This is a genomic window from Candidatus Bathyarchaeia archaeon, assembly GCA_035935655.1.
Taxonomy (GTDB): domain Archaea; phylum Thermoproteota; class Bathyarchaeia; order 40CM-2-53-6; family 40CM-2-53-6; genus 40CM-2-53-6.
The window spans coordinates 81,903-105,235 of the sequence record DASYWW010000062.1 but is presented as its reverse complement, the minus strand read 5'-3'; the positions used below and the strand labels follow the sequence as shown (position 1 = coordinate 105,235).

The 23,333-nt window shown below is 51.0% G+C and carries 18 protein-coding genes; 9 read left to right on the top strand and 9 right to left on the bottom strand.

Annotated elements, in window-relative coordinates; all coding sequences use genetic code 11:
• The first annotated feature begins 141 nt into the window (after positions 1–141).
• Positions 142–3,606, top strand: a complete 3,465-nt coding sequence (locus VGS11_12300) for an efflux RND transporter permease subunit (GenBank protein HEV2120868.1) — start codon at positions 142–144, stop codon at positions 3,604–3,606.
• Here the strand turns inward: VGS11_12300 and VGS11_12295 are convergent.
• Together VGS11_12295 and dph2 are read right to left on the bottom strand one after the other, a co-directional pair.
• Entirely contained in the window at positions 3,603–4,217 is a 615-nt protein-coding gene (locus VGS11_12295; protein ID HEV2120867.1) for an METTL5 family protein, read from the bottom strand. The genes VGS11_12300 and VGS11_12295 overlap by 4 nt on opposite strands.
• Positions 4,218–5,225: a diphthamide biosynthesis enzyme Dph2 gene (dph2, locus tag VGS11_12290; GenBank protein ID HEV2120866.1), complete on the bottom strand. Its 1,008-nt coding sequence runs from the start codon at positions 5,223–5,225 to the stop codon at positions 4,218–4,220.
• 135 nt (positions 5,226–5,360) lie between these two features.
• Here dph2 and VGS11_12285 point away from each other — a divergent pair, with 135 nt between their 5' ends.
• On the top strand, positions 5,361–5,747 hold the full coding sequence (locus tag VGS11_12285; protein HEV2120865.1) for a hypothetical protein: 387 nt from the start codon (positions 5,361–5,363) through the stop codon (positions 5,745–5,747).
• A gap of 19 nt (positions 5,748–5,766) precedes the next feature.
• Here VGS11_12285 and VGS11_12280 read toward each other — a convergent pair whose 3' ends face one another.
• Together VGS11_12280 and VGS11_12275 are read right to left on the bottom strand one after the other, a co-directional pair.
• A complete protein-coding gene (locus VGS11_12280; protein HEV2120864.1) occupies positions 5,767–8,175 on the bottom strand; it encodes an SMC family ATPase in 2,409 nt (802 codons plus the stop codon).
• Complete coding sequence (locus VGS11_12275; protein HEV2120863.1) at positions 8,130–9,281, bottom strand: metallophosphoesterase; 1,152 nt, start codon at positions 9,279–9,281, stop codon at positions 8,130–8,132. Before VGS11_12275 ends, VGS11_12280 begins: the two co-directional genes overlap by 46 nt.
• Before the next feature lie 138 nt (positions 9,282–9,419).
• Between VGS11_12275 and VGS11_12270 the strand changes: the two genes are divergently transcribed.
• Positions 9,420–11,498: a hydantoinase/oxoprolinase family protein gene (locus VGS11_12270; protein ID HEV2120862.1), complete on the top strand. Its 2,079-nt coding sequence runs from the start codon at positions 9,420–9,422 to the stop codon at positions 11,496–11,498.
• A 99-nt stretch (positions 11,499–11,597) separates the two neighbouring features.
• Positions 11,598–12,089, top strand: a complete 492-nt coding sequence (locus VGS11_12265; protein HEV2120861.1) for a hypothetical protein — start codon at positions 11,598–11,600, stop codon at positions 12,087–12,089.
• Positions 12,090–12,335: 246 nt separating this feature from the next.
• Here the strand turns inward: VGS11_12265 and VGS11_12260 are convergent, their stop codons facing one another.
• Positions 12,336–13,466 (bottom strand): prenyltransferase/squalene oxidase repeat-containing protein, encoded by a 1,131-nt coding sequence (locus tag VGS11_12260; protein ID HEV2120860.1) that lies wholly within the window; start codon positions 13,464–13,466, stop codon positions 12,336–12,338.
• A gap of 71 nt (positions 13,467–13,537) precedes the next feature.
• Here VGS11_12260 and VGS11_12255 point away from each other — a divergent pair, with 71 nt between their 5' ends.
• On the top strand, positions 13,538–13,840 hold the full coding sequence (locus VGS11_12255; GenBank protein ID HEV2120859.1) for an HIT domain-containing protein: 303 nt from the start codon (positions 13,538–13,540) through the stop codon (positions 13,838–13,840).
• Between the two features lie 163 nt (positions 13,841–14,003).
• Positions 14,004–15,623 carry a hydantoinase B/oxoprolinase family protein gene (locus VGS11_12250; protein ID HEV2120858.1) on the top strand — a complete coding sequence of 540 codons (1,620 nt, stop codon included), beginning with the start codon at positions 14,004–14,006 and terminating at the stop codon, positions 15,621–15,623.
• Positions 15,624–15,626: 3 nt separating this feature from the next.
• Here the strand turns inward: VGS11_12250 and VGS11_12245 are convergent, their stop codons facing one another.
• A complete protein-coding gene (locus tag VGS11_12245; protein ID HEV2120857.1) occupies positions 15,627–16,148 on the bottom strand; it encodes a hypothetical protein in 522 nt (173 codons plus the stop codon).
• Between the two features lie 11 nt (positions 16,149–16,159).
• Complete coding sequence (locus VGS11_12240) at positions 16,160–16,765, bottom strand: hypothetical protein (protein ID HEV2120856.1); 606 nt, start codon at positions 16,763–16,765, stop codon at positions 16,160–16,162.
• 73 nt (positions 16,766–16,838) lie between these two features.
• Here VGS11_12240 and VGS11_12235 point away from each other — a divergent pair, with 73 nt between their 5' ends.
• Positions 16,839–17,765: a cobalamin-binding protein gene (locus tag VGS11_12235; protein HEV2120855.1), complete on the top strand. Its 927-nt coding sequence runs from the start codon at positions 16,839–16,841 to the stop codon at positions 17,763–17,765.
• A gap of 89 nt (positions 17,766–17,854) precedes the next feature.
• Positions 17,855–18,733 (top strand): isocitrate lyase/phosphoenolpyruvate mutase family protein, encoded by an 879-nt coding sequence (locus VGS11_12230; GenBank protein ID HEV2120854.1) that lies wholly within the window; start codon positions 17,855–17,857, stop codon positions 18,731–18,733.
• 18 nt (positions 18,734–18,751) lie between these two features.
• On the opposite strand, the gene VGS11_12225 is transcribed toward VGS11_12230, so the two are convergent.
• On the bottom strand, positions 18,752–19,657 hold the full coding sequence (locus VGS11_12225) for a cation diffusion facilitator family transporter (protein ID HEV2120853.1): 906 nt from the start codon (positions 19,655–19,657) through the stop codon (positions 18,752–18,754).
• 53 nt (positions 19,658–19,710) lie between these two features.
• Positions 19,711–20,757, bottom strand: a complete 1,047-nt coding sequence (locus VGS11_12220; protein HEV2120852.1) for a DMT family transporter — start codon at positions 20,755–20,757, stop codon at positions 19,711–19,713.
• Positions 20,758–20,831: 74 nt separating this feature from the next.
• On the opposite strand from VGS11_12220, the gene VGS11_12215 reads away from it, so the two are divergent.
• The gene (locus VGS11_12215; GenBank protein ID HEV2120851.1) at positions 20,832–23,321 is read left to right on the top strand and encodes an MMPL family transporter; all 2,490 of its coding nucleotides are present in this window, start codon (positions 20,832–20,834) and stop codon (positions 23,319–23,321) included.
• Positions 23,322–23,333: the final 12 nt, after the last annotated feature.

Genomic DNA, 23,333 nt, shown 5'->3' with positions numbered 1-23,333 from the left:
AGCTAGATTCTGGCTCAGTTTCGCCATATAGACATACTCTACGCCTCGGTTTAGCCTCGGGTTAGCGTTTAGGGTTACAGTACCGCTTTATGACGCTCAGCCCGTTTCCGGCTCGTTTCACACCCCCGAAGAGGGAATGAATTGCTGTTCACAAGGCTAGCTCGTACCATCATCAAACACAACCGGGCAGTCTTCGTAATTTGGCTAGTAGCTCTCGCGCTGAGCGTCCCTGCGATTCTCCAGGTTCAGAGTGTCATCGTCTACACCGAGACAGCATACAACCCCAAGAACTCAGAGTCCAGCCTTGCCCAATCCATTGTCAGCAAAGAGTTCAGCATCAGCCAGGGAAGCAGCGTCGTCGTGGTAATTACGTCAAAGGACGTCCGAGGCAACGACGTTCGCGATTTTACCCTCACTCTCAACAAAACCCTCCATAATGACCGCACCATCACAAACATCAGCAACATCACGAGCATCTACGACATCTACTACCAACTCCTTGTCGGCTATAACAGCGTGGTTCATCTTCAGCTCTATCAGGAGAAGAATTTGACGAGCCTTGCAACCTCTCTCGAGTTCGGAATACCTTCGACCTACGTGAGCCAATGGACGACCCTCGTAAACTCTGGGCCCTTCAACGTAAGCCAAACACAAGTCGCGGTTTACAACCAGAAAGCTAACCAGTCCGCGTGGCTAAGCATATCCTCGCAAACCCCTCAAGCCTACCTCCCAATCGCTCTGGCCTACGAAAACATCTTCTACCAATCATGGAATCAGACGTTCACTGCGGCAACCTACACTCAAACACAACTCACGATAGTCGCCCCTCCACTTGCGCGCGCTCAAAATGTGACTAGAGGAAGCCCCTTACTGGCGACTCAGCCAGCTTACTACAACATCACCATCCCATTCTTTCAGTCCAGCATCATGGACGCTACTACGCGCGCTCTCTTCATCGAATCTGCCAGATTCTTCAACCTATACAACTTCTGTCCTAATACATGTCCCAACAATTATTGGACCGACCCTGTCGCAATCCAGACCTTCGTTATCGACAGTTTCTCGAAAGCGTTCAATGCAACCCCAACCCAGAAGTTCATCATTAGCGAGATCTACTTGCTCGGCCCCTCGGCAAGCTTCGGGGACCTCACAGGCCTCGCGGGCACGCTCCTCAGAAACTATAATGTCAACACTTACCCTGTCCAGCCGAGCAGAGACGTCTACACCCAGTTCGTCTCAGGCTCCAACGACACGATGCTTGTCATACTCGACTTTAGGACAACAGGACCGGACCCTAAGAACAGTATAGCTAGCATAAGGACAGACGTTCAGCATGCGAACGTCTTCAGCAACACAAACCTCCTAGTGTACGTCACTGGCGCACCAGCGTTCAACTTCGATATTGAAAATGAATCGATCAGAGACGTCGAACGAATAGACCCCATCACAATCATCCTGATTCTGGTCATAGTCGGCATATTCTTCGCATCCCTAGCAGCGCCACTAATCCCGGTCTCCGCAATCGGAATATCCGTAGGCATAGCTTTCGGCCTCGTCTATGTAATCGGCACCTTCTTCACTAGCGTACACTTCCTGATTCTGACACTACTGCCCGTTGCCATGTTCGGAGCCGGATCAGACTACTGCATATTCCTAGTCAGCAGATATGCCGAAGAAAGACGAATGGGGCGAGGAAAGAAAGACTCCGTCGAACGAGCAGTAACATGGGCGGGCGAAAGCATCGCCACGAGCGGAGCAACAGTAGTCATCGCGTTTGGAAGCCTAGCCATCGCCGGATTCGGCATGCTCCGATCCATCGGAATCGCCGTGATGATGGGAATATCCATAGCTCTGTTAGTGGCCCTCACTCTAGTCCCGGCCATTTTGTCAATGTTCGGAGACAGAATGTTCTGGCCCGGCGGACTTGGCCTATGGAGAAAGAAGAAGAGTAAAGGAAACAGCTACTACGCACGTGCCGCTAGATTCACCGCAAAACATTCGAAACTAATCCTCATAGTCGCCCTAGCCGTAAGTCTGCCGGCAACGAGCACTGTTCTTTCCTCCCAGACGAGTCACGACCTCATTTCTCAAGTTCCGATCTCCCTTGAGAGCAGGGCAGGTTACAACAGTATGGTCCAAGGATTCGGACCTGGCACAATCACCCCCACATACACGATCGTCCAGACGCCAGTGCTGCTCGCAACCGACAACTGGATCAATATCACCGCTCTACGATCTCTATCCTACGCTGAAAACTCGACACTGTCCGTCCCTGGTGTATCGAAAGTATACGGGCTTACGCACCCATCAGGTGATCCCATTCCCTACTCGTCGTTCATGCAACTGAACGCGGCGCAGCAACAAACAATGATCAGGAGCATGAAGCCTTTCCTCGGCAGTGATGGAAAATCCGCAATGGTCTGGGCTAATTTGTCGAATGAGCCCTATACGGACCAGGCGATTTCCACTCTTGCGAAAATTAGGCAGAACGTCAACGGTCTCCGGAGCAATGACAAACTACTTGCTGCATCATCAATGCTTGTAGGGGGAGAAACTGCTTCTGTCGCTGATCTCGCCAACTCAAGTGCTGCTGACTACTTCAATATGACCGCGCTAGTTCTAGTGGGAGTCTTCGTGGTTCTGATGATCGCCTTAGGCTCAATCTTCACTCCGTTGAGATTGATCTTCACAATTCTTCTCAGCATTTCGTGGGCGATGGCCGCGGTCATCTACGTCTTCCACGCCTATTTTGGAATGGAACTGATCTGGATACTACCAATCATGCTCCTAGTAATAATGCTTGGACTGGGACTTGACTACGACATATTCCTAGTAACTAGGATCAGAGAATATGTGGTAGGCGGTGCGAAAGATGATGAGGCCATCGAATCAGCAGTAGAACACACTGGAAGCATAATCACCGCCACAGGTCTAGTGACGGCGGGCGCCTTCGGAACAATGATGATCTCCCAGATTCCCATGCTCCAGCAGCTCGGACTAGCATTCTTCATAGTCGTGCTTCTCGACGCCACCCTGACACGAGTCTACCTTGTACCTTCGATCATGAGGCACATGAAGCGACTCAACTGGTGGGCCCCAGGACGCATCAGACGAGTGCCAATCACCCCAGAAGAGAAGCTCATACCTCCAATCCCAATGAAAACAAAGCTAACAGTTACCATGGAGACTATAGCGATTGTGGGGCTTGGACTCACACTCTATCTCGATTACATCAACAACCAATACCTACAAGGCTTCGTGAAGCAGACAAATTCGAAGATTCTGGCTGGAATCAATGTCTGGACCGGAGTGATACTTGGCGTAACATCATTCTTGACAACCTACATTCTACTCCGAGGAAAGCCCGAGACGCACGGTGCTGGCAAACTAGCCATATTCCGCAACGCGGGCAAACAATTGACGAAACTTCGCCCAAGACGCGCGAAAATTCCAATGGTCGCGGTCGTTTCCAGTCCCTCGATTAGCGCTCCGCCACTGGGTGCAACAAGCTCAACGGAGACAATACTGAAACCATCGCTTGAAAACAAAAAACAGACTGCCACGCCACCTCCTCTTTCAAGTGGAGAGAAGAAATCGGAGCCCTAGGCTAGAATGCGGTAAAGGTCTACTTCGACCATTTCTGATCGTTTCTGATGAAAAGAGAACAGATGGGGAATATCCAAACTCATACTGCGCACTTCATCCACTCTCCGACCCTTTCTTGCAATGACGCGTTTGAGAAATTCTCTGGTCGAGCTCTTGTGAATAGAATACGAAATTGGCGCAAGTTCGAAGGCCCGCTCGAGAAACCGAACATCAAGATGAGGCGTCCGTGTTCCATAGGGGGGATTCATGATCACGGTATCACATCTTCCCGTGATCTGATTGATATCTGAGAGCACCCATTCGACTTTGACTCCCGTGGCCAACGCATTCTCCTTTGCCAGGGCAATTGATCTCTCGTCAATATCTACGCCAACGATTTTCTTTGGGCCCATCAGTGCAGCTCCAATAGCCAGACGCCCGGTTCCGGTTCCGAGATCGATGATGTGTCCTTCAAGATCGTGGTGTTCAAACCCGGCCATATAGAGAAGTTCAGCGGCTACTTCGGGAGATACAGGATATTGTTCGAGTCCTAGTCGGGAAGTCTGAAGAGTCTTCAGCTTTGCTAGCTGAATTTCCAGTCCCCGTTTAGAAATTGTTTGTTCTTCGACCAATTATAGGCGGACCAGTCCACGTTCCAAAAGCTGTTCCCAAGTCCAGGCTCCGATTGCAACCATGATCTCGTCTCTAGTAATGATCGGTTTCGGAAACCTTTCTGGGTCGTCTAGAGCAAGACGAGGACATGCGGTATCAACGAAGACATCAATATCGATGAAGTCGAGTAGTTTCTGTGGCACAATTTCATCCGCGTAGAGAATTACCGCTTTCTTGCCTGCTTCTTCGACCTGCTTCTGAATTGAGAGCGCGATCGTTGGGTTGCTCTGTCCTGGTTTTGTCGATACAATTATTCCGAAACTGTTAGCTCTCCTAGCTTTGTCGACCATTGCGTATCTTTGGCGCACGATTCGATCTCTGTCTTGGTCTAGGACCTTGACTGTTCCATCGTAGGGATCGGCAAGAATCGTTGGTTTCTCTACTGAGAGAGCCGCACCGAGACCGTGGAAATAGCTACCGACGATGAGGAAGGAGTCTACTTGGGGCTGAATCCTCCTGAGTCCGAAGTAGTCGCATCCTAGAACTTGGCCGGTCTCATGCGCCCAAGGGCCGCGTCCCGGTGTCTGAACGTTGAATCCCTTCGTCTCAAGGACCTTTGCGGCTTCGGGGAGCTTGTGTAAGTGTTGAATCGCAGTGGCTAAGCCAACTTTCTTGCCTTGGAGAAGGGAAATGGATCTTTCGACGACAGGAATAATCTCATGATTACTTTTCGCCGGAATATACACTACTGGCACTTCATTCGAACCGTCGCGAAGGAACTCGTTATGCCCGTAGTGGACTAGTAGGTCTGCTTTGAGACGGGCAGCGGCATCCAGAGAAAGGTCGCATGCACCCCATGCAGAAACAGCGGAGACAAACACGTCCACTCCCGTTTTCTCTCGAACCAGTTTCGCGAGCCGAGTGCCTTCGTTCTTCAGACCGTCCGGAAGTTGAATCAGTATCCTTCGGGCACCTCTCCCTGTTATTTCAGCTAGGAGCTTGTCCTCTTCGAGGTCAAACATCGACATGGCAATTTCGCCGGGGAGAAGCTACCAGAAGGGCGGAGCCCAATATAAACACCCGAGAAACTCACATGATTTCCATTGCAATAGCCTGTCAGGTAACATGATTGTTAAGCTCATTGTTGAGGGTGGGCTGAGGCTATGACAGAGACCCAGAAGCGCGAGTCCGGATTAGACCTTGGTTTCGCAAACCAAAGGTCGGTGGCAACAATGATTGACAGTTCATTGAAGCGTGGGTCCGGTCTCTCAATTACGCTCACCGATGCAACCGTAGGCGTCAGCCTTGACAAGCTAGGCGACTGGACCATAACCGTTGGGCTCTCATCAAGATCAGCCCGCTTCCACCAACTGACATCTTCCCTCGAAAGACTCGGATTCTTCCAAGCAACAGAGAACGAAGGTAGCATCTACATGCTCTGGACATCTCTCCTCTCAGAAGTTGGCGATGTTAGAACTAATGCTGAACAGACTCTCTTACAAGCCTTGAAAGCCCTTCAGGTGCCTTCGGTTTCACCATACATCAGCTAGTCCAACGATTTTAGAAAACTCAGGCGGGAACCGCGACTGGTTGGCGCGCTGGAGATTTTCGCCCGACGACTTCACGCACGGCCCCGTTGTCCATTTGGATTATCGTGTCGGCTTCTGCTTCAAGATCTCCAACATGGCTAATGAGGAAAATCTGCTTGAAATTCTGCGATAGTTCTCTACGAAGCAATGCGAGAATTCCCTCTCGCCGCACTCTGTCTGAACTGCCCAGAGGCTCGTCGAGGAATAGAAATTCCGGATTATGGCCTTTGGCTTGAGGTATCAAGGCGAGGGCAAAGGCCAGCCTCATCGCGAGTAAGAGCTGGTCTTCTGTGCCTCCAGAGAAAACCTCCTTTGCCTTGAACTCTCCCGCCTCAGGATCGAAGACTCTGACTGTGTAGTCCTCATCCAGTTGGACGGCCTTGTATCTTCCAGAAGTTATTACGGGAAGGATGAGCCCCATGTAACGTTCGACTTGAGGCTTGACACGGTTTCTCAAGGACTCAGACGTCTGCTCAAGTCCTTTGATAGATAGCTTCACAACTGCGCAGTCTTTCTCTAACAGCATCACCTTCTTCACTTGCGTCTGAACCTGGTCTTCGATATCGCCGTTCTTTTCTAGTAGCTGGCGTAACTCAAGTTGTCGCGAAATTGATTCTTCAATTTGGGCCTTATTTCTTGAAACGGATTCCTTCAGCCTATCTCTCGAATTGGCAGTTTCCTCAAGCAATGTCTCGGAGAAGAGTAGGCCTTCGGGAAGACCTGGTAACTGAGCCTTGCTGAATTTCTCTTCGACCTGTTCGATCTCAGTCTGGATGTGATCCAAGTGTTCTTTGATCTGGGGTTCTTCTTTCAATTGCTGATCCAGAAATTTGACCTTCTCTTCCATAGACTGGCGCGATTGCCTGTCGTTGTCGAATCGGGAGAAGATCGTCTCAAAAGCAATCTTAGGGTCCTTTGCCGCTTCAATCTCGGTCGAGTATCTCGTGATTGACCCAAGTATTCCAAACAGATTCTCTGACCTTACGGCAATGTCCTGTTGGACCTTCGTCAGATCTTGTTCATTCTCTACAAGCTCGGTTTCCCATGACTGAACGAGATGTGCTCTGGCTAATTGCTCCTGATCGTATCTTGAGCTAGCTGCTTGTTGGGAAAGCGAGACGATTTGTCTGGACAGTAATAGAAGCGAGACTATGGTCAACGACCCGAATGCAACGGCCACTTGTGGGAGCGCAAGAAAGAATGAGAGAATGGCGCCTGCGCCGAGGGCCGACGTCGAGATTAGGTAGGTCCAGACCCGTCTTGGCTTGGAGTCAAACGGTTTCGTAATTCCAAGGCCTGTGCCTTCCTTCGTCTTCTCGACAATTTTAGCATGTAGATTGTCTTTCGACTCTTCCAATTGAACTCTGCGGATTTCAGCAGACTGAAGCCCGTCAAGCATGTTCGATGCTTGGGAGAGCTGGGATTCTATTTCGGAAAGTCCTGAGTAATTGTCAATTTCCAAACGAGCATTCTCCAGTTCGTTTCTCTGGGCGGAAATCCGGGTTAACTGTTGTTGGAGGCTCTCCGCAAGCCGGGACTTATCCTGAATCTCCTGGTGCAGAGATCGTTGGAGCTTCAAAGCTTCCCCGTATCTGTTCAGGGTTTTGTGGAAAAAATCTGTATCTGCGAATTTCTTCTCCAAGTCCAAAAGTTCAGACTTTAGCTTCTCGACTTTTTCTGCGAGGGTTGAAAGTTGGGTTTGCGCCTCTCTGAATTTTTTCAGTTGTTCTTGAAGAGACTGGAGACGCTCACGTTCGACCGTTAGCTGCCCCGGATTTCGATTTGTGCCCTCAATTCGAGTTCTCTCGGTATCAAATTGTTCCTGAACCTTATTGAAGCTGTCCAAATTGAGGAATACATTGACAACTTTTCTGCGGTCGTCAAGTTTTTGATTGATTAATCGTTCGAGATCTTTCTGCGCAACCACGCTACTGGCGACAATTTCATTGTAAGTGATGCCACCGAGGAGCTTCTCAACCTCGCTCGTTGTGTCCATCGCCGATGTGGCGAGTGTCTTTTGTCGACCGTCACCGGCCAATTCGTATAGCTGTGCCCTGTTGGCTCTTGTTTTGTGAACCTCTCTCACGATTCTATACTTCAGGTCACCGATAGCGAAGTCGAGTTTTACTTGAGCTTCGCCGGTCCCGTAACTGAGAATTTCTTCATTGCTTGGTCGCTGACTAGGTCTCATCATCTTGCCGAACAGGGCGAAGAGAATCGCGTCGAGGATTGTTGATTTTCCGCTCTCATTCAGTCCTGCAATGACCGAGATGCCTTCTGAGAAGAGTAACGGCTGCGTGAATTTCAGTTTCTTGAAGTTGTGAGCGTAGAGGCTTAGAAGTTTCAGTCGACTCCTTCCTCCTGAAGCTTTGCAACAGTAAGTTTCCATGCCTCTTGGACGAGAGGCCTTCCTTGATCACCGGCTCTCTCTAGAAGGTTCTGGAATGTCCGGTTTAGTTCTTCGAGGGGAGTGGTTTTTGGAAGCGATTCCAAAGGAACCATCGTCAGAACGTTCAGTTGTTCCTCATCAAATTCGATGTGGAAGAATTTGTCCTGTGCGTATGTGTAGAGTGCTGATCGCTTGTAGGTTGAGAGTTGATCTAGAGTAACTTTCCCAGAAACCCGGACGCGAAGTATTTTCTCGTTGTCGATTCTCTTCTCCAACCCTCCCTCTACTTGTCGGGTGAGGCTTCTATCTCCTGCCAGTCGAAGATCAAGAGTTTCCATTGGCCGAGCAGGGGTTGGATGGAACTCTTGCTGAACTATTCCTGTCTTGTCGAGTTCGAGCCAGACGAATCCTTTCTTTTCACCCTCTTCGTTGAACGAAGCCTTCTCGGTGCTTCCAGGATAGATGACCGGGGTCCCGTTGATTATTTTTCTTTGATGCTTATGCAGGTGTCCTGAGGCGAAGAGCTGTAGATCTCTCGGGATAGAGGATTTCTGGATATGAGTTTCTTGGCCGAAGTAGCCGTCGAAGCTCTCGATCGGATAGTGTGTCAGGAAAATGTTGATGTCTGCATCTCGGTTGACCTCTTGACCAGAGAGGGGATCTGTGTCTGCGGGTAGGGTTGGATTGAGGCTCATCCCTATGACGTTGACTATTTCGTGTCCGAAATTGAACTTCTTGGTTGTTGGGTGTTGTTCTTGTAGGAAGTAGATGTGTCCGGTTCTGGCGTGGACTGCGAGGGGGGAGGCGCCTTGTTCTGCGCTACGTGGAGTGTCGTGGTGGCCGCTTACTAGAACGGTTTTGATGTTTCTCTCATGGAGGCATTTGAACTGTTCTGCCACGAACGCTCGGGTGGGGTTGCCGGGAAGGATGCCGTCATAGAAGTCTCCACCAATTAGGAGAAGATCGGGCTTGTTCTCCAAGGCGAAGTTGACTAGTGTTTCGAAGCAGCGCTGGAAGTCGCGCTTGCGCTCGAATCGTCGGGGTCCGTACTGGACAGCTGAGGGGTCTAGATGGTTGTCGGCGGTGAGAAGAACGTGAATTGTCATGGTTCAGATACCGAATTCAAACGGAATATCTTTGGATGAACTGGAACGATATTAAGAGTTGGAGATAGCCGAACGTGACCCTGTCAAGATCCTGGACACAAACAGGCGTGAGATACTTCCGAGGCCAAGAGAAAGAAAATGGTTGCTGACAACAAGATCAGGGTGGGAATCGACATCGGTGGGACCTTTACGGACCTAGTGGCAACCCACGGGAAGCGCGGGGTCCGGAAGATCAAGGTCCTGAGCACGCCTGTGGATCCATCGATAGGAGCGCTGGATGCCGTTCGAAGATTGTTGGACCTAGAGAATACTGACCCTAGCCACGTAAGGGTTGTTATTCATGCAACGACACTCGCCTCGAACGCTCTACTGACCGGAAACATTCCCGAAACCGCCCTTGTCACGACCTTAGGCTTTCGAGACGTTCTGGAGATCGGGCGGCAGAACAGGCCTGAACTCTACAATCTTCAGGTCGAACGTCTTCCTCCATTAGTCCCTAGACGATACAGGTTCGAGGTTACGGAGAGGATCACGTATGACGGGAAGGTCTTGGAACCACTTGATGCCTCACAGGTTGTTCGGGTTGCAAGAAGAATTCGGAGACTCGGGATCGGATCAGTTGCCATCTGTTTTCTCCATTCTTACGCTAACCCGAAGCATGAGAAGGAAGCTGGCGAGATTTTCAGGAGGGAGCATCCACAGGCGAGGCTGTCATTGTCTTCGGAGCTTCTTCCCGAGTTTCGAGAATATGAAAGAACCAGCACGACCGTGGTTAATACGTGTCTTCAGCGGTTATTCGCAGACTATCTGGAAAAACTCGAGAACGGATTGGAAGAGCTTGGTGTTCGCGCGCCTCTATTTGTGATGCAATCCAACAGTGGAACGGTGCTCTCTCCCCAAGCTGCGTTGGAGCCTGCGCGGCTCATTGAGTCCGGACCTGTTGCCGGGGCAGTCGCGTCCAAATTCTATTCTGGGAGATCTGAGAGCTTTGTCTCTCTTGATGTCGGCGGGACGACGTCAAAGGCGGGAGTATGGTCTGGTTATGGGTTCGAGGTGACTAACGAGTATGAGGTTGGCGGCCGCTTGCATGGAAGCCGACGGGTTGAAGGATCAGGATACCCGGTCAGATTTCCAGTCGTAGATCTTGTCGAGGTTGGAATTGGTGGAGGTAGTATCGCCTGGGTTGATGATGCAAGTGTTCTACATGTTGGGCCTCAGAGTGCGGGGGCATCGCCGGGTCCAGCTTGCTACGGAAATGGGGGAACGTTGCCGACACTAACGGATGTGTCTCTCGTTCTTGGCCGGTTGAGTCCAGGCTTCCTGCTTGGGGGAGATCTGCCCTTGAAACCACGGCTTGCTAACGAAGCGATTGCTGAGAGAGTGGCGAAGCCGCTGAGGACAAATGCGATCAATGGTGCCATCGGTGTTTTGAGAATTGCAATCGCGAAAATCGCGGAGGCATTACGAGCTGCGACGGTCGAAAAGGGTCTCGACCCGCGTGAAATGGTTCTCGTAGCGTTTGGAGGAGCTGGACCCATGTTTGCGTGCGAGGTTGCTGGAGAACTAGAAATGGAGAGGATAGTCGTGCCCCCTGCCGCGGGCTTGCTATCGAGTCTGGGTCTTCTTCTCGCAGAGCCATTGCACGATTCTGTCCAGACAGTTCTGAGAATCGCAGAGGGTGCGAATGGTAAGGAGCTTGAGAAGATCTTTCGCGAAATGGAAGAGAGAGCGAGAAGGCTGCTGGGAGCGGAAGGAGTAGAAGAGAGAGCCGTCAATTATCAGAGATTCGTTGACATGCGGTATCAAGGCCAATCTTACGAATTATCAATCTCTCTTAGAGGCGGGATGGTTTCTGGAAGTGCCATTCGATCCGCTATTCGAGACTTCCACCAGAGACATCAGATGAAATATGGATATTCTCAGACGGACAAGCCTGTTGAGATCGTTAATGTTCGCAGCTACTGTAGAGGTAAGGCTGGAATGGTTCCGAGAGTAGCGGGTACTTTCGAACGAAGCCAGAAGTTGACGGAAGGGAGGGGAGTCTGGTTCACGAATGGACATAGTATCCGATGTCAAGTCTTCCAGAGAAACAGCTTGCTTCCTGGAAGCAAGGGAAGAGGACCGTGTGTGATAGAGGACTATGATTCGACCTTGGTTGTTCCGCCCAGAGCAAGATATGTGATTGACCGGAATGGCTCAGTGTCTATTACGATATGACCTGATGAAGAAGCTTGTTACTCGAAAGCTAGGGGTCCGGTTTCAACACTGCAATATCCAGTCGTGCTAGGCATAGCTTCTCTAATAGTGAGATAAAAAATGACCAATACGTCAAGCGGCTCGAACAGCTCTTGGGGAGCGTTCACTCCAGTGATGCCAGCGTTCATACGACTGATCGCCGGTGTTATTGTGCTCGTGATCATCGAGGCAGTTGTTCTCGGCTTTCCAGGAATCGGACAAAATATCTCAGGAAGCACCATATCGATCGCGAACGTGGCCGTGTTCTGCATCGGGCTCATCGTCGCCCTGATCGTCTTCAAGTTCGGAACACAACTCTCCAATGCGGTCTCAGACGCCTACAAGAATTACCAGACGTGGGTGCCATTGCTCGCGTACATCTTCCAGATCATCGCCATCGTCATACTATACAACGTGTCTAGTGGTCTTGCTGCTCCATCCTTTGCCAGCCAGCCCTGGGCTTACCCACTGATCTTCCTTTTGATCGCGCTGATCCCAACGCTGAAGGTAGTCGTCAACATTGTCCACGCGCTCGAAGGATCATCAACACCAAAGCACTCCACAAACAACTAAGAACGCTAATACGAGCCTGAAAAACAAACCCCTAGAGTCCTCAAAGCTCTAGGCTCATAGCCCCCACTTTTTTGGGAACCCATAGAATTTTTTTTCTTTCCTAGACCATGAAGGCCTCCGCGGGAAATTCTCGGAGAGACTGGTCTTGCGTCGCGAGGGTCGGTCGCTAAGACTCCCTATTTTCCAGAAATCGTTTCCTGTCTGGCACTGATAATAGGCGATTTTTACGAGTTCATCTTTTCTACTCTAAAAGATAGAAATGGTTGATGCTCCAGAGGTCAGGGTTCGCTTGAGAGCCCGCCGCCTTAACAGAATGTAGGCGACGACAACCCCGACAACCGCTACGACTCCTACCAGGATGATGACTCCGACGAAAACGAGCGGAGGCAGAAAGGAACTGAGCAACGGACCAGGCTGAACCTGCTCCAAGGCAACAGTCACCCAGCCCGTATCAAGAGTCTTCTGAGCAGAACCCCGCACAACATCATGAAAACTGCCATCTGAATTCTGCTGGGACAAGACGAAAGAGATTGACGCCAGAGCTTGGCCGCTCCTGCCATACAAATCGAACGCCAGTGCGGACAATGAAGCACCATAAACGTGCCCTTTGTGATCGCTTGCAGACGTGAAGTTCTTAGAAACAGTATTGGCTAAGAAATCCAAAGCCTTCGCAACATGATTATCGTTCGCAGTATAGCCAGCTTCTTTCAAAGCTAGAACAGTCAATGCAGTAACGCTGATCGGCTCAGGTCCGAACGCGTTAAGAGGATCCGAGGAAACCGCGGAAGTCAGATTGAAACTACCGTCGCGGTTCTGAAGCGAGAAAAGAAAGTTGACCGCAGTTGTCCGCTGTTGCCCCGTTATGTGAGGAGTGCTGGCCAAACCCCACAATGCCATGTCGGTATCCACACTACTTGCAACCGCCACATATGATGGTCCTGGAGAATAGCCGGCGAATCCCCCACTGGACTGTTGATAGCTCAAAAGGTTGGAAAAATCCGACTGATTATGGATCAAACCAATATTGGAACTTGCAGTAATCACGTGAAGCATAGCGCCTGGAATGTCAGCTTCTCCCCATGCAAAGCTAGAGGAGTCGTCAAGCTGAGCAGCAAGCCAGGCGAAAGACTTCGCAGCCTGCTGCGAGTGCGAGTCATTCAGCCAAAGTGCAAAAGCCGCGCCAGGAGTCGGGAGTTGAGAATAATCCCCGAAAGACCCGTCAGCTCTCTCGTTATTCGACAGCCAGCTCAGAGCGGATCTTGCAGCGGAACTTTGAGAGGATGCAGCACTGGCATAGTGAAGTGGCGCAACCAGGCTGAGAGTCACGAGAAGAGCGATCCAGATTGCGGCTTTGATAGGATATTTTGGAGCGGGCAAAGTTACCCGCTCTACGCTTAGGTGCCATATAAGCTCGATGCAGCCAAAGCAAAGAATCGGATCTTCCGCCCATGAAGAACTGCGTATTCTGCAAAATAGTGAGCGGCAAAGCACCTGCTAGTCTCGTGTATGAGGACAAGAAGATCATGGCGTTGATGACGATAGCTCCAGCAGACCTGGGCCATGTTCTGGTCATTACGAAGAAACACTTTCCAGCTCTAGCAAGTATGGAGGAGAAAATGGGCATGTATCTCTTCAAGATCACAACGCGTGTAGCTGATGCCGTCCGCAAGTCGGGCTTGAGATGTGATGGAATCAATCTTTTCCTAGCAGATGGAGAACCGCAAAGGAGATTCACCTCCACATGCACGTAATTCCAAGTTCCACGGAGACGATTTTCGAATACCAGCGGACCATGGCTCCAGACCCTCCCGAGAGGAACTTGACCGAACAGCTGACAAAATACGCCGGGCATATCAAAGGCGATGGAGATCCAAGTGACATCGCGTGAGGATTTAGCGTAGAGAAAGATTGGAATTGCCTGACCCGGTTTCGTTTGAGATCCTCAAGAACTCGCTAATCTCGATTGCAGAGGAGATGGGAGTCGTTCTTCGTAAATCGAGCTTCTCTCCGAACATCAAGGAGAGGAGAGATTTCTCCTGCTCGCTATTCGATGCGTCAGGACAACTGGTAGCTCAAGCTGAGCACATACCCGTCCATCTTGGCGCGATGCCATACTCTGTCCAGGCTGTTCTCAAAGAGTTTGAAGATGATTTTTCGGAAGGAGACGACATCATTCTCAATGATCCATACCGCGGTGGGACCCATCTTCCCGACATTACCATGGTCTCACCGATCTTCCTCAAAGAACGACTGATCGGGTTTGCTGCTAATCGCGCTCATCACTCTGATGTTGGAGGACTTGCGCCTGGAAGCATGTCGGCTCTTTCGAGAGATGTCAACCAAGAAGGAATCAGAATCCCTCCCATCAAACTCTGGGCCGAGGGCAAGCCGAACCGGCAACTACTCGACTTCGTACTGACCAATGTTCGAACTCCTGAAGAAAGGCTGGGAGATCTTAGAGCCCAACGAGCCGCGAACCTTGTCGCTGCGAAACGTCTAACCGAGCTGCTGAAAAAATCGAACGTATCCACCGTTGAGTCAGGAATGAAACAATTGATCGACTACTCGGAAGAGCTGATGATCAAGAGGATTCGCGAGCTACCTAGAAAGTCGTCCACAGCCATTGACTATCTTGATGACGATGGCCTAGGCACAACCGACATCCCGATCAAGGTCAAAGTCACAGTCGGTCAAGATTCCATAGCCTTTGACTTCTCTGGCAGTGCAAAGCAGGTTCAGGGACCCGTGAACGCAGTCTACAGCGTCACCCTCTCAGCAGTCTACTACGTGGTAAGATGCGTGACGGATCCCTCGATTCCAGCAAACGCTGGATGCTTCAAACCCATTCAGGCCAAAGCTCCATCCGGAACAATCGTCAACGCGAAGCCACCAGCACCGGTCGCCGGAGGAAATGTGGAAACTTCGACACGAGTCGTTGATGTCACCCTTAAGGCCTTCTCCAATATTATTCCGGAGAGCGTCTGCGCTGCTTGCCAAGGAACAATGAACAATGTAACGATTGGAGGAGTGGACCCCCGGACCGGGAAATATTTCACCTATTACGAGACCATCGCTGGCGGGTTCGGCGCACGATACAACAAGGACGGTATCGACGGAATTCATAGTCACATGACGAATACGTTGAACACACCTGTTGAGGCGTTGGAATCTGCTTACCCTCTCAGAGTCAAAAGATACGAACTGGTGCGAGGGTCCGGTGGACGAGGAAGATTTCGAGGAGGATTGGGGATTAGAAGAGAAACAGAGATCCTAGCTCAGGGATCAACTATCTCCTTGATGGGTGAACGACAACGGCATGGACCCTGGGGACTCATGGAAGGGAAATCTGGAGCGCCGGGGAAGTATGGCATTGCTCGAGGTGAGAAGATCACAACTCTGTCTTCCAAGACCTCGCTTTCCGCAAACATTGGAGACATTCTAAACGTGACAACACCGGGAGGTGGTGGCTACGGCACACCCAGCCAAAGAGCGAGCGACAGAATCCGGCAGGATAGAGCCAATGGGAAGGCCTGAGTCTCAACTGCACATTGTTACCTTCGCCGCTCCTAGGACTGGCGGGTTCCAAGAGGACGAGTCTTGCGGGTTTGACGCCTGATAGTACCAAGCAAGTGTATGATATCGTGTAAAGTGAATTGCGTCAGCACCAACGCTGGTGGCCACCCATGCCTTGGACTTCTCGCATACCCCCCACAGACTCCAGAAGTAGTACTGGTTACTCTGGACTCCGTTTAACCCTGTGATCAAGTGCTCAGATGTGGGAGGACCATAATATGTGGCCTCAAGTCTCGTGATGGAATTCGTCAGCTGATAGAAATTCCAATCCGAAGGTACATCCGTCTTGTTGATCCACTGAATTGTCGTGTTGCCATAATTTATCAGAGTCTCGACTGATACCATGGACCCCCTACAGGGACTTGGACAAGCGCTAGATCGCTGATAGTAATAGTAGGCGCCTGCCTGGAAAGCAGCGATACCTGCCCCGACTAGCAACAGGACAGCGAAGAACACTTTGCGTTCGCCGAGAATGTTGAGTCCCAATCCACCTCACATCATTGCGGCGTTCGAAGGCCTAGTCGTGTCGCTGCAACGACTACAGCAGGGGCAATCGTTGCGAAGAAAACAACGTTGCTAGCCTCGTGTGCGATTGAAAAAGGCGCTCCAACAATGTTTCCAATAAGAAGAGCTTGATACAGAGAGTTCGTTTCGAACAGCCAACTCCCAAAATTTGTGAGAATATCGAAAGCAAAGGTCGCCAATAGCCCAACCGAAGACAATACGAGACTTAACCGCCCATAGTCCCGACTTCCTCTCGGAAAACTTGAAACTGCGACGGTTCTTCGCAGCATGGCTCCAGCGATTGCAAAAAAACACTCTCCAGTCATGATAAACAAGAGAGTAATGGGATCAGCCGGACCAATGGGATTGACCAACCCGAAGACAAAGCGAGTCAATAATGCAACCCCTATTCCCGGGCGAAAGCCAAAAAGAAACGCTGAGAGGAAAACAAGAGTGTCCATCATCTTGATGTTTTGAAAACCACTCATTGCATAGTCTGTTGCGAGCGAAAGAGACGTGAAGACCGCTACGACCAAAACCTTAGTCGAGGGTCTGTCGAACACAGATGCGCCGTTCGTGGTGACTGTCGTGACGGTCATTATCTGATGAAGCGGGCAAAGTTACCCGCCGGTTAAATATCCTTTCGCTAAACAAACAAGAGCAAGGCATGCAATGAGAATCTGTTCGCTACTCCCCAGTGCCACGGAGATCGCATTTGCCTTAGGGCTCGGGGACCAAGTTGTCGCTGTGTCCCACGAGTGTGATTATCCTCCTGAAGCGTCTAAGCGACGTATCTTGACGAAGTCTGCGATTCATCAGAAGATCCATCGTAGTCTTGAGGTTGACCGGGAAGTCGAAAAACGTGGAGGCGACATTTACGAGATTAACGAGGAGCTTCTCCAGAAATTGAAGCCGGATCTCATTCTGACGCAGGAACTCTGCCACGTTTGCGCCATTTCCTACACGAAGGTCAAGGAAGCGGCCCGAGTCTTGGATGCGGACACGAAGATCGTCTCGCTGGAGCCTACTAATCTGGAAGAGATCGTCGACAACATCCTGCTGGTTGGCAGGATGACTGGGAAGATAGGAGAGGCCGGAAAATTGGCCTCACAAATGCTGCAGAGAATAAACACAGTTAAGGAGAAAACGCGCACGGTGCGAAATCGGCCGCGGGTCTTCTTCATGGAATGGCTCCAACCTCCTTGGACTGGTGGACACTGGATTCCTCAGATGATCGACTACGCTGGAGGAATCGACGGACTTGGCCGTCTCGGCGAACCTTCCCACAGAATAGGATGGGAAAAGATTGTCGAGTACCAGCCTGAGATTATCGTGCTCTCTCCATGCGGGTTCGATGCTAACCAAGTCATGGAAGAAGCCCATGTACTTGGATCGTACCTATCATGGGAGAAGATTCCAGCGTTCGAATCTTCGAGAATCTATGCGGTCAACGCGTCCGCATATTTCAGCAGGTCAGGCCCGAGAGTGGTGGCCGGACTTGAGATCCTAGCTCACATAATCCATCCCGAACTGTTCCCAGAGAACCCTCACCCAGAAGCAGTCAGAATTGTTCCCAGAGAAATGATTAGAACCGCGTGAATCCCCGCTTCAATCCATTTTCGGAATTTTCTGAGAGCGATCCTTGAAGGAACCTAGATAAGCTTACAAAACCGACAAGCCAACACGGCATGACAGTCTTGCCCAAATTCACAGCGAAGACTCAGAAAAGGAAAGCAGAAGACTTCCGTGAACTCCACCAAGGAAAACAGATACTGATCCTTCCGAACGGATGGGACGTTCCAAGCGCACGAGTGTTTGAAGATGCCGGGTTCCCTGCTGTCGCGACTTCCAGCGCGGGGATGTTAGTCTCCCTAGGTTATCCTGACGGTGAAGTGATTGGTAGGGAAGAGTTTGTCTCAGCGGTTGGGAGAATTTCCAAGGTCTTGTCTGTTCCACTCTCCGCTGACATTGTCGCTGGCTTTGGAAGGACGACGAGAGAAGTTCTCGTGACGGTTAAGGCGATTCTGAAGAACGGAGCTGTCGGAATAAACATCGAAGACTTTGCCCATGCCACGAAGAAACTCTATCCGATTGAGAGACAGGTAGAAAACGTCAAGGCGATCAGAAAACTCGGCGAGACCACAGGGATTCCTCTCGTGATCAATGCTCGGACCGACGCACTGAGATTCGCTGAGGGCGACGAGGGAGCGAAATTCAAGGAGACGGTTCGTCGAGCCACAGCCTACCGAGACGCAGGAGCTGACTGCGTCTACCCCATGGGTCTCGTAGACCAAGCTTCAATCGCGGCCTTCGTCTTGGCCCTGGATTTTCCGGTTAACGTCATGGTGAGAAAGGGTCTGCCGGAAATCAGTGAGCTACAGAGGCTCGGCGTCGCACGTGTGAGCTTCGGTCCCAGCCCATCTTACGCAGCGATGGGCCTACTCAAACGGGCTGCCAGGGAGGTGGTCGAGAAAGGAACCTACGAGAACCTGACCGAGAGCGCGATAACATTTGATGAGTTGAACGCGCTCGCTGTCCCAAGGGCCGATGGCTCTGGTCGTCGCTAGACGCTGACGTGCGTGGAATCAAATCGAAGACGTTTCGTGTCCCTGAATATTCTCAAGTGTCTCTTTCTCGACTTGAAGGGTAACGTGTTCTATTCCAAACGACTCCTTCAACCGAGATGCTACCTTCCCCAATATCTTTGACCCATCGCTGATCATGTCTGCGTCTACAGTGATGTGTCCGCTTAGCGCGTAGAGGCCGGAAGTGATCGTCCAGACATGAAGGTCGTGAACTCCCTTTACCCCATCAACACTGCTAATCGTCTTGGCGATAGTTTCTAGATTCATCTGTCTAGGAGTGGCTTCCAACAGGATGTTTGTCGAGTCTCTTACAAGGCGGTAGGCACTGAGCATGATGAGAACTCCGATTATGGCTGCTGCTAGCGGGTCTATTCCCTGGTAGCCGGTGAGTATGACGATGAGGCTGCTTACGACCACGGCTACGGATGATAGGGCATCTCCGAGAGTATGCAGGAACACTCCTCGAACATTGAGGTTGGTCCCTTCAGAGCGGGACAGCAACCCGGCAATACTGAGGTTCCCTAGGAGGCCGATTGATGCGATTACCAGAACTAGTGGGCCTTGGACGGCTGGGGGCTGCTGGAGTCTGAGGAAGGCTTCGTAGATTATTATAACGGCGATAGCTATCAGGGTCGAGCCGTTGATCAACGCGGCGAATATCTCGGCTCTGTGATACCCAAACGTCCGTCTCGCGGTATGACGCTTCCGACCTAGTCGAAGAGTTAGAATTCCCACTCCCACGGCTAGAACATCAGTTAGTACATGACCGGAGTCACTGATCAAGGCGAGACTCTGGCCTAGAAAGCCTCCGGTGAACTCTACAATGGCGATCACCAATGATACGATGAGAGCAATCCAGAGCCGCTTCTCCACCTTCCGCGACGATATTGAAGGGTCGAGACCCATTCGGGGGCAGGGCTCCTAGTGCTCCCTTGAGGTCAGGGGTATTAGAAATGGGCTCAGGAACCGGAGGTCTTCACTCGCCGGTTGACCAGGAGCACTCCAGCCAAAATGAGTAGGAAGCTGACCGCGGTCCAAGGGCTCAGGTTTTCAGCGAAGAAGAGAAAGGAGGTTAGCACACCGAAGACTGGTACGAGGTTGCCGAAGATTCCTGATCTCCCAGCTCCGATCTTCGACACGCCTTCGATGTATAGGAAGTATCCGACTATGGTCGAGAGAATAGCGAGGTAGACAATTCCGAGCCATGACCCAGCGTCCCAAGCGTAAGTCCCAGGTGCTTCAAGCAGCGAGAAGGGAATTAGGAAGAACCAGCCGAACAGACTGATCCACGATAGGATAGAAAGCGATGATTGTTGAGGCCCGAGATTGTCTGCACGGTTCTTTGAGAAGAATCTTCTCAGTAAGACAGTGTAGAGTGCATACACTGTTGCGCCACCGAATACAAGGGTCACGCCTAGCGGTCTATTGATCACTTGGGTGTTAGGAGAGAGTATAGAGATTGTGAGGATGCCCGCGAGCCCCGAAGCGAAGCCGAGAATCTTGATCCATGTGAGTCGTTCTTTGAGAATGAAGCTGGCCATGACTGCGATCAGCACGGGCCCTATCCCGATGACGAGAGAATCGTCGCTGGCAGCTGCGTACTTGACGCCGTAGAGAAAGAAGATCTGATAGAGTGTTGTGTTGAGAATTCCCATTACGACGAGAGTTGGAATCCATGACTTCTCGATTCTGAAAGAGTGCTCTCTAAACCAGAGGATAGCAAATAGTACTGGGACGACGATTGCATATCTAATCGCGGCGATAGAAACGGGTGGGAGGCTTGTTGCGAGGAGTCTTCCAACAGGCCATGCGAGTCCCCAGAGAAACATCGTGAGGATGAGTCCGCCGTAAACCGCCCAGTTCTGACGCTCCGTCTGGACCTTTGTCGAGCGAGCTGGAATGGCCACGACTAGACGGGTTTTTTCTGTCAAGACTACGATCATACTGGATTCAAACTTAGACCTAAGTAGTTTGACTCCGAATCTTGCGCCAAATATCTGAAACAATTTTGATGATCACGCGTAAATAGCCTAGAAAGCCAGCATCGCCATCTCTCGACGGCCATGAGTGCATGTATTGAATGAACAGGCCCGATTCGTCCCAAGCAACTCAAGGATCTCGCGTTCCGGTTTTCGCGAGAATCGGCTCGTTCGTGGGTAGAAGATACAAGCTGATAATCGTCTTTTGGATTCTGCTCTTTGCTGTAAGTCTCCCCTTATCTCAACAACTCAACTCGGTTGTCACCTCAAGCACTAGTGGCGGCCAATCAGGCAACTCCGAGTCTGCAAGGGCCCAGAGCCTAATGGCTCAAGAGTTCCCCCATCCACAAGCCAACACCAGCGCCATAATTCTGCTCGAAGGAAACGATGTTACTAACAACGCGACAAAGCGATTCACCCTGGATCTAGAGACGAGGCTTTTAGTGCCGGGAACTCTGAACAGCGTCGAGAACGTCACCTCGATCTACAGCATAGAAAGAGCGTACCTAACTGGTTACTACCTGCAACAAGGCTACAGTTTCGCAGCCGCACAGTCAACCGCTAATCAGATCTTATTGAACCACACTCTCGCCAACTATCCAGTACCTGTCCCACAGACGATTCGCCAGAATTTCATCAGCCCGGACAACAAGGTCATAATTGTTCTAGTGAGCTTCTCGAAATCCCCTGGCTCGTTCGGCTCTGCCGACACTGACCCGATCTTGAAGAATGTAGTGACTATGCGGGATATTATCTCTCAGCTGAAGACCAGCGACGGCGGCCCTTCGCGGACCTACGTCACTGGAGATCTGGCTACCACCGCTGATTCTTCCCTTGGAAGCCAAAGGGATCTGAGCCTTATCGAACCCGTCACTATAGGCGCAATACTGATTCTGGCGGGACTGTTCTTCTTTGCAATAGCTACTCCCCTCGTGCCTCTGACCATCGTCGGAATGGCACTAATGATCACTGAAGGAGGATTGTATCTCATCGGCAAGTACATCATTCCCATTCAGGACACGACCACAACGTTCTTGTTCACAATAATGCTCGGAGTAGGAACTGATTACTCCATCTTCTTGATGGCGCGCTACCGGGAAGAACGCGTCGAGGGTCACGCCAAGACTGATGCAGTCCACACTTCTGTAACCTGGTCCGGAGAGAGCATCGCCACCAGTGCGACTACTGTCATCATAGCGTTCGGAGCAATGACGATAAGCAGCTTCACACTGCTTCGATCGATTGGTGTCGGCCTCGGCTTCGGCGTCCTAATCGCTCTGCTCGTGAGCCTAACACTGATACCATCCTTCATCCTTCTTGCAGGTGACAGAATATTCTGGCCGAGGTCAGGGAAGAGATTCGAGAGCTACGCGATCAAGGCGAGGAAGAAGAGAGCTGAGCGGCCGGGATATTTCCGGCGGGCGGCAAGTTTCAGCGTTAGACGACCGGCATTAGTTCTGGTGTTGACTTTGCTGGTCTCGGTCCCTGCTATATACATATCACTAACAGGTGCGACCTCGTACGACTTTACGGCGGGACTCACTCATGCTGAGAGTGTTGATGGTCTTGCAGTCTTGGAGAAAAGTTTCGGTGCTGGCCAGATAGGCCCCACACAAGTGCTCGTGCAGTTTCCCACATCGATTCTTACAAATGGGAACCTCACGGCTAGTGCACAAGCTAGCCTGGAAAAACTGAGTCAGAATATTACCGCCTTGTCGAATGTGAAGGAGGTTATTGGACCCACTCGTCCCAGTGGTGTCCCCGTGAACGCGACCAATATCAGAGCTCTGGACCCACTAACGAGATCTGCGGTCCTAGGGAATATCGGAAAAGATAATCGAACCGCGTTGGTAACGGTTCTATTTTTTGACGAGCCCTTCACTCCGAAGTCTCTCGACTCGGTTAGCCGGATCCGAAGCGTTGTCACGAGCCTTCAGCGATCCGACGCTTCACTAGCGCAGGACATGATATTGGTCGGGGGTGCTTCCGCTTCTACTCTAGACTTTGCAGGCGAGACGGTCAACCAGTTCAATACAATGAGAGTTCTAACGGTCGCGGCGATTTTCGTTGTTTTGCTGGTGGTGCTTGGGTCGTATCCTCTTGCGGTAACTGGGATTCTCTCGATTGGATTGAGTATCACCTGGGCTTACGCGGCTACTCTTCTCTTTTTCAACAATGTACTGCAGTCAGGGGTCTTGTTCATCATCCCTCTTGTGCTGTTTCTATTGCTTTACGGTATCGGGATGGATTACAACATCTTCATTCTAACGCGAATTAGGGAGGAGGCGCAGAAGGGCAAGGAAACTCGTCAGGCGGTGGTTGACGCGGTTGATCGAACTGGGGGAATAATTACCGCTCTGGCGCTGATTCTTGCCGGTGCTCTTGGATCGCTCTTGTTGTCATCTAATCGTTTGCTGGAAGGGTTCGGTTTCGCGATCGCTCTGGCTGTGGTTCTGGACGCGATGGTTGTTCGCACCTATCTTGTCCGAGCGATCATGTCTGTTCTGGGTCAGAGGGCTTGGTGGGGTCCCAACCGCTTGAGAAGAGTCAAATTTGACAAGAAAGAAGAGCCACGATCCGCAAATCCTTAGAGGGATCAAGCC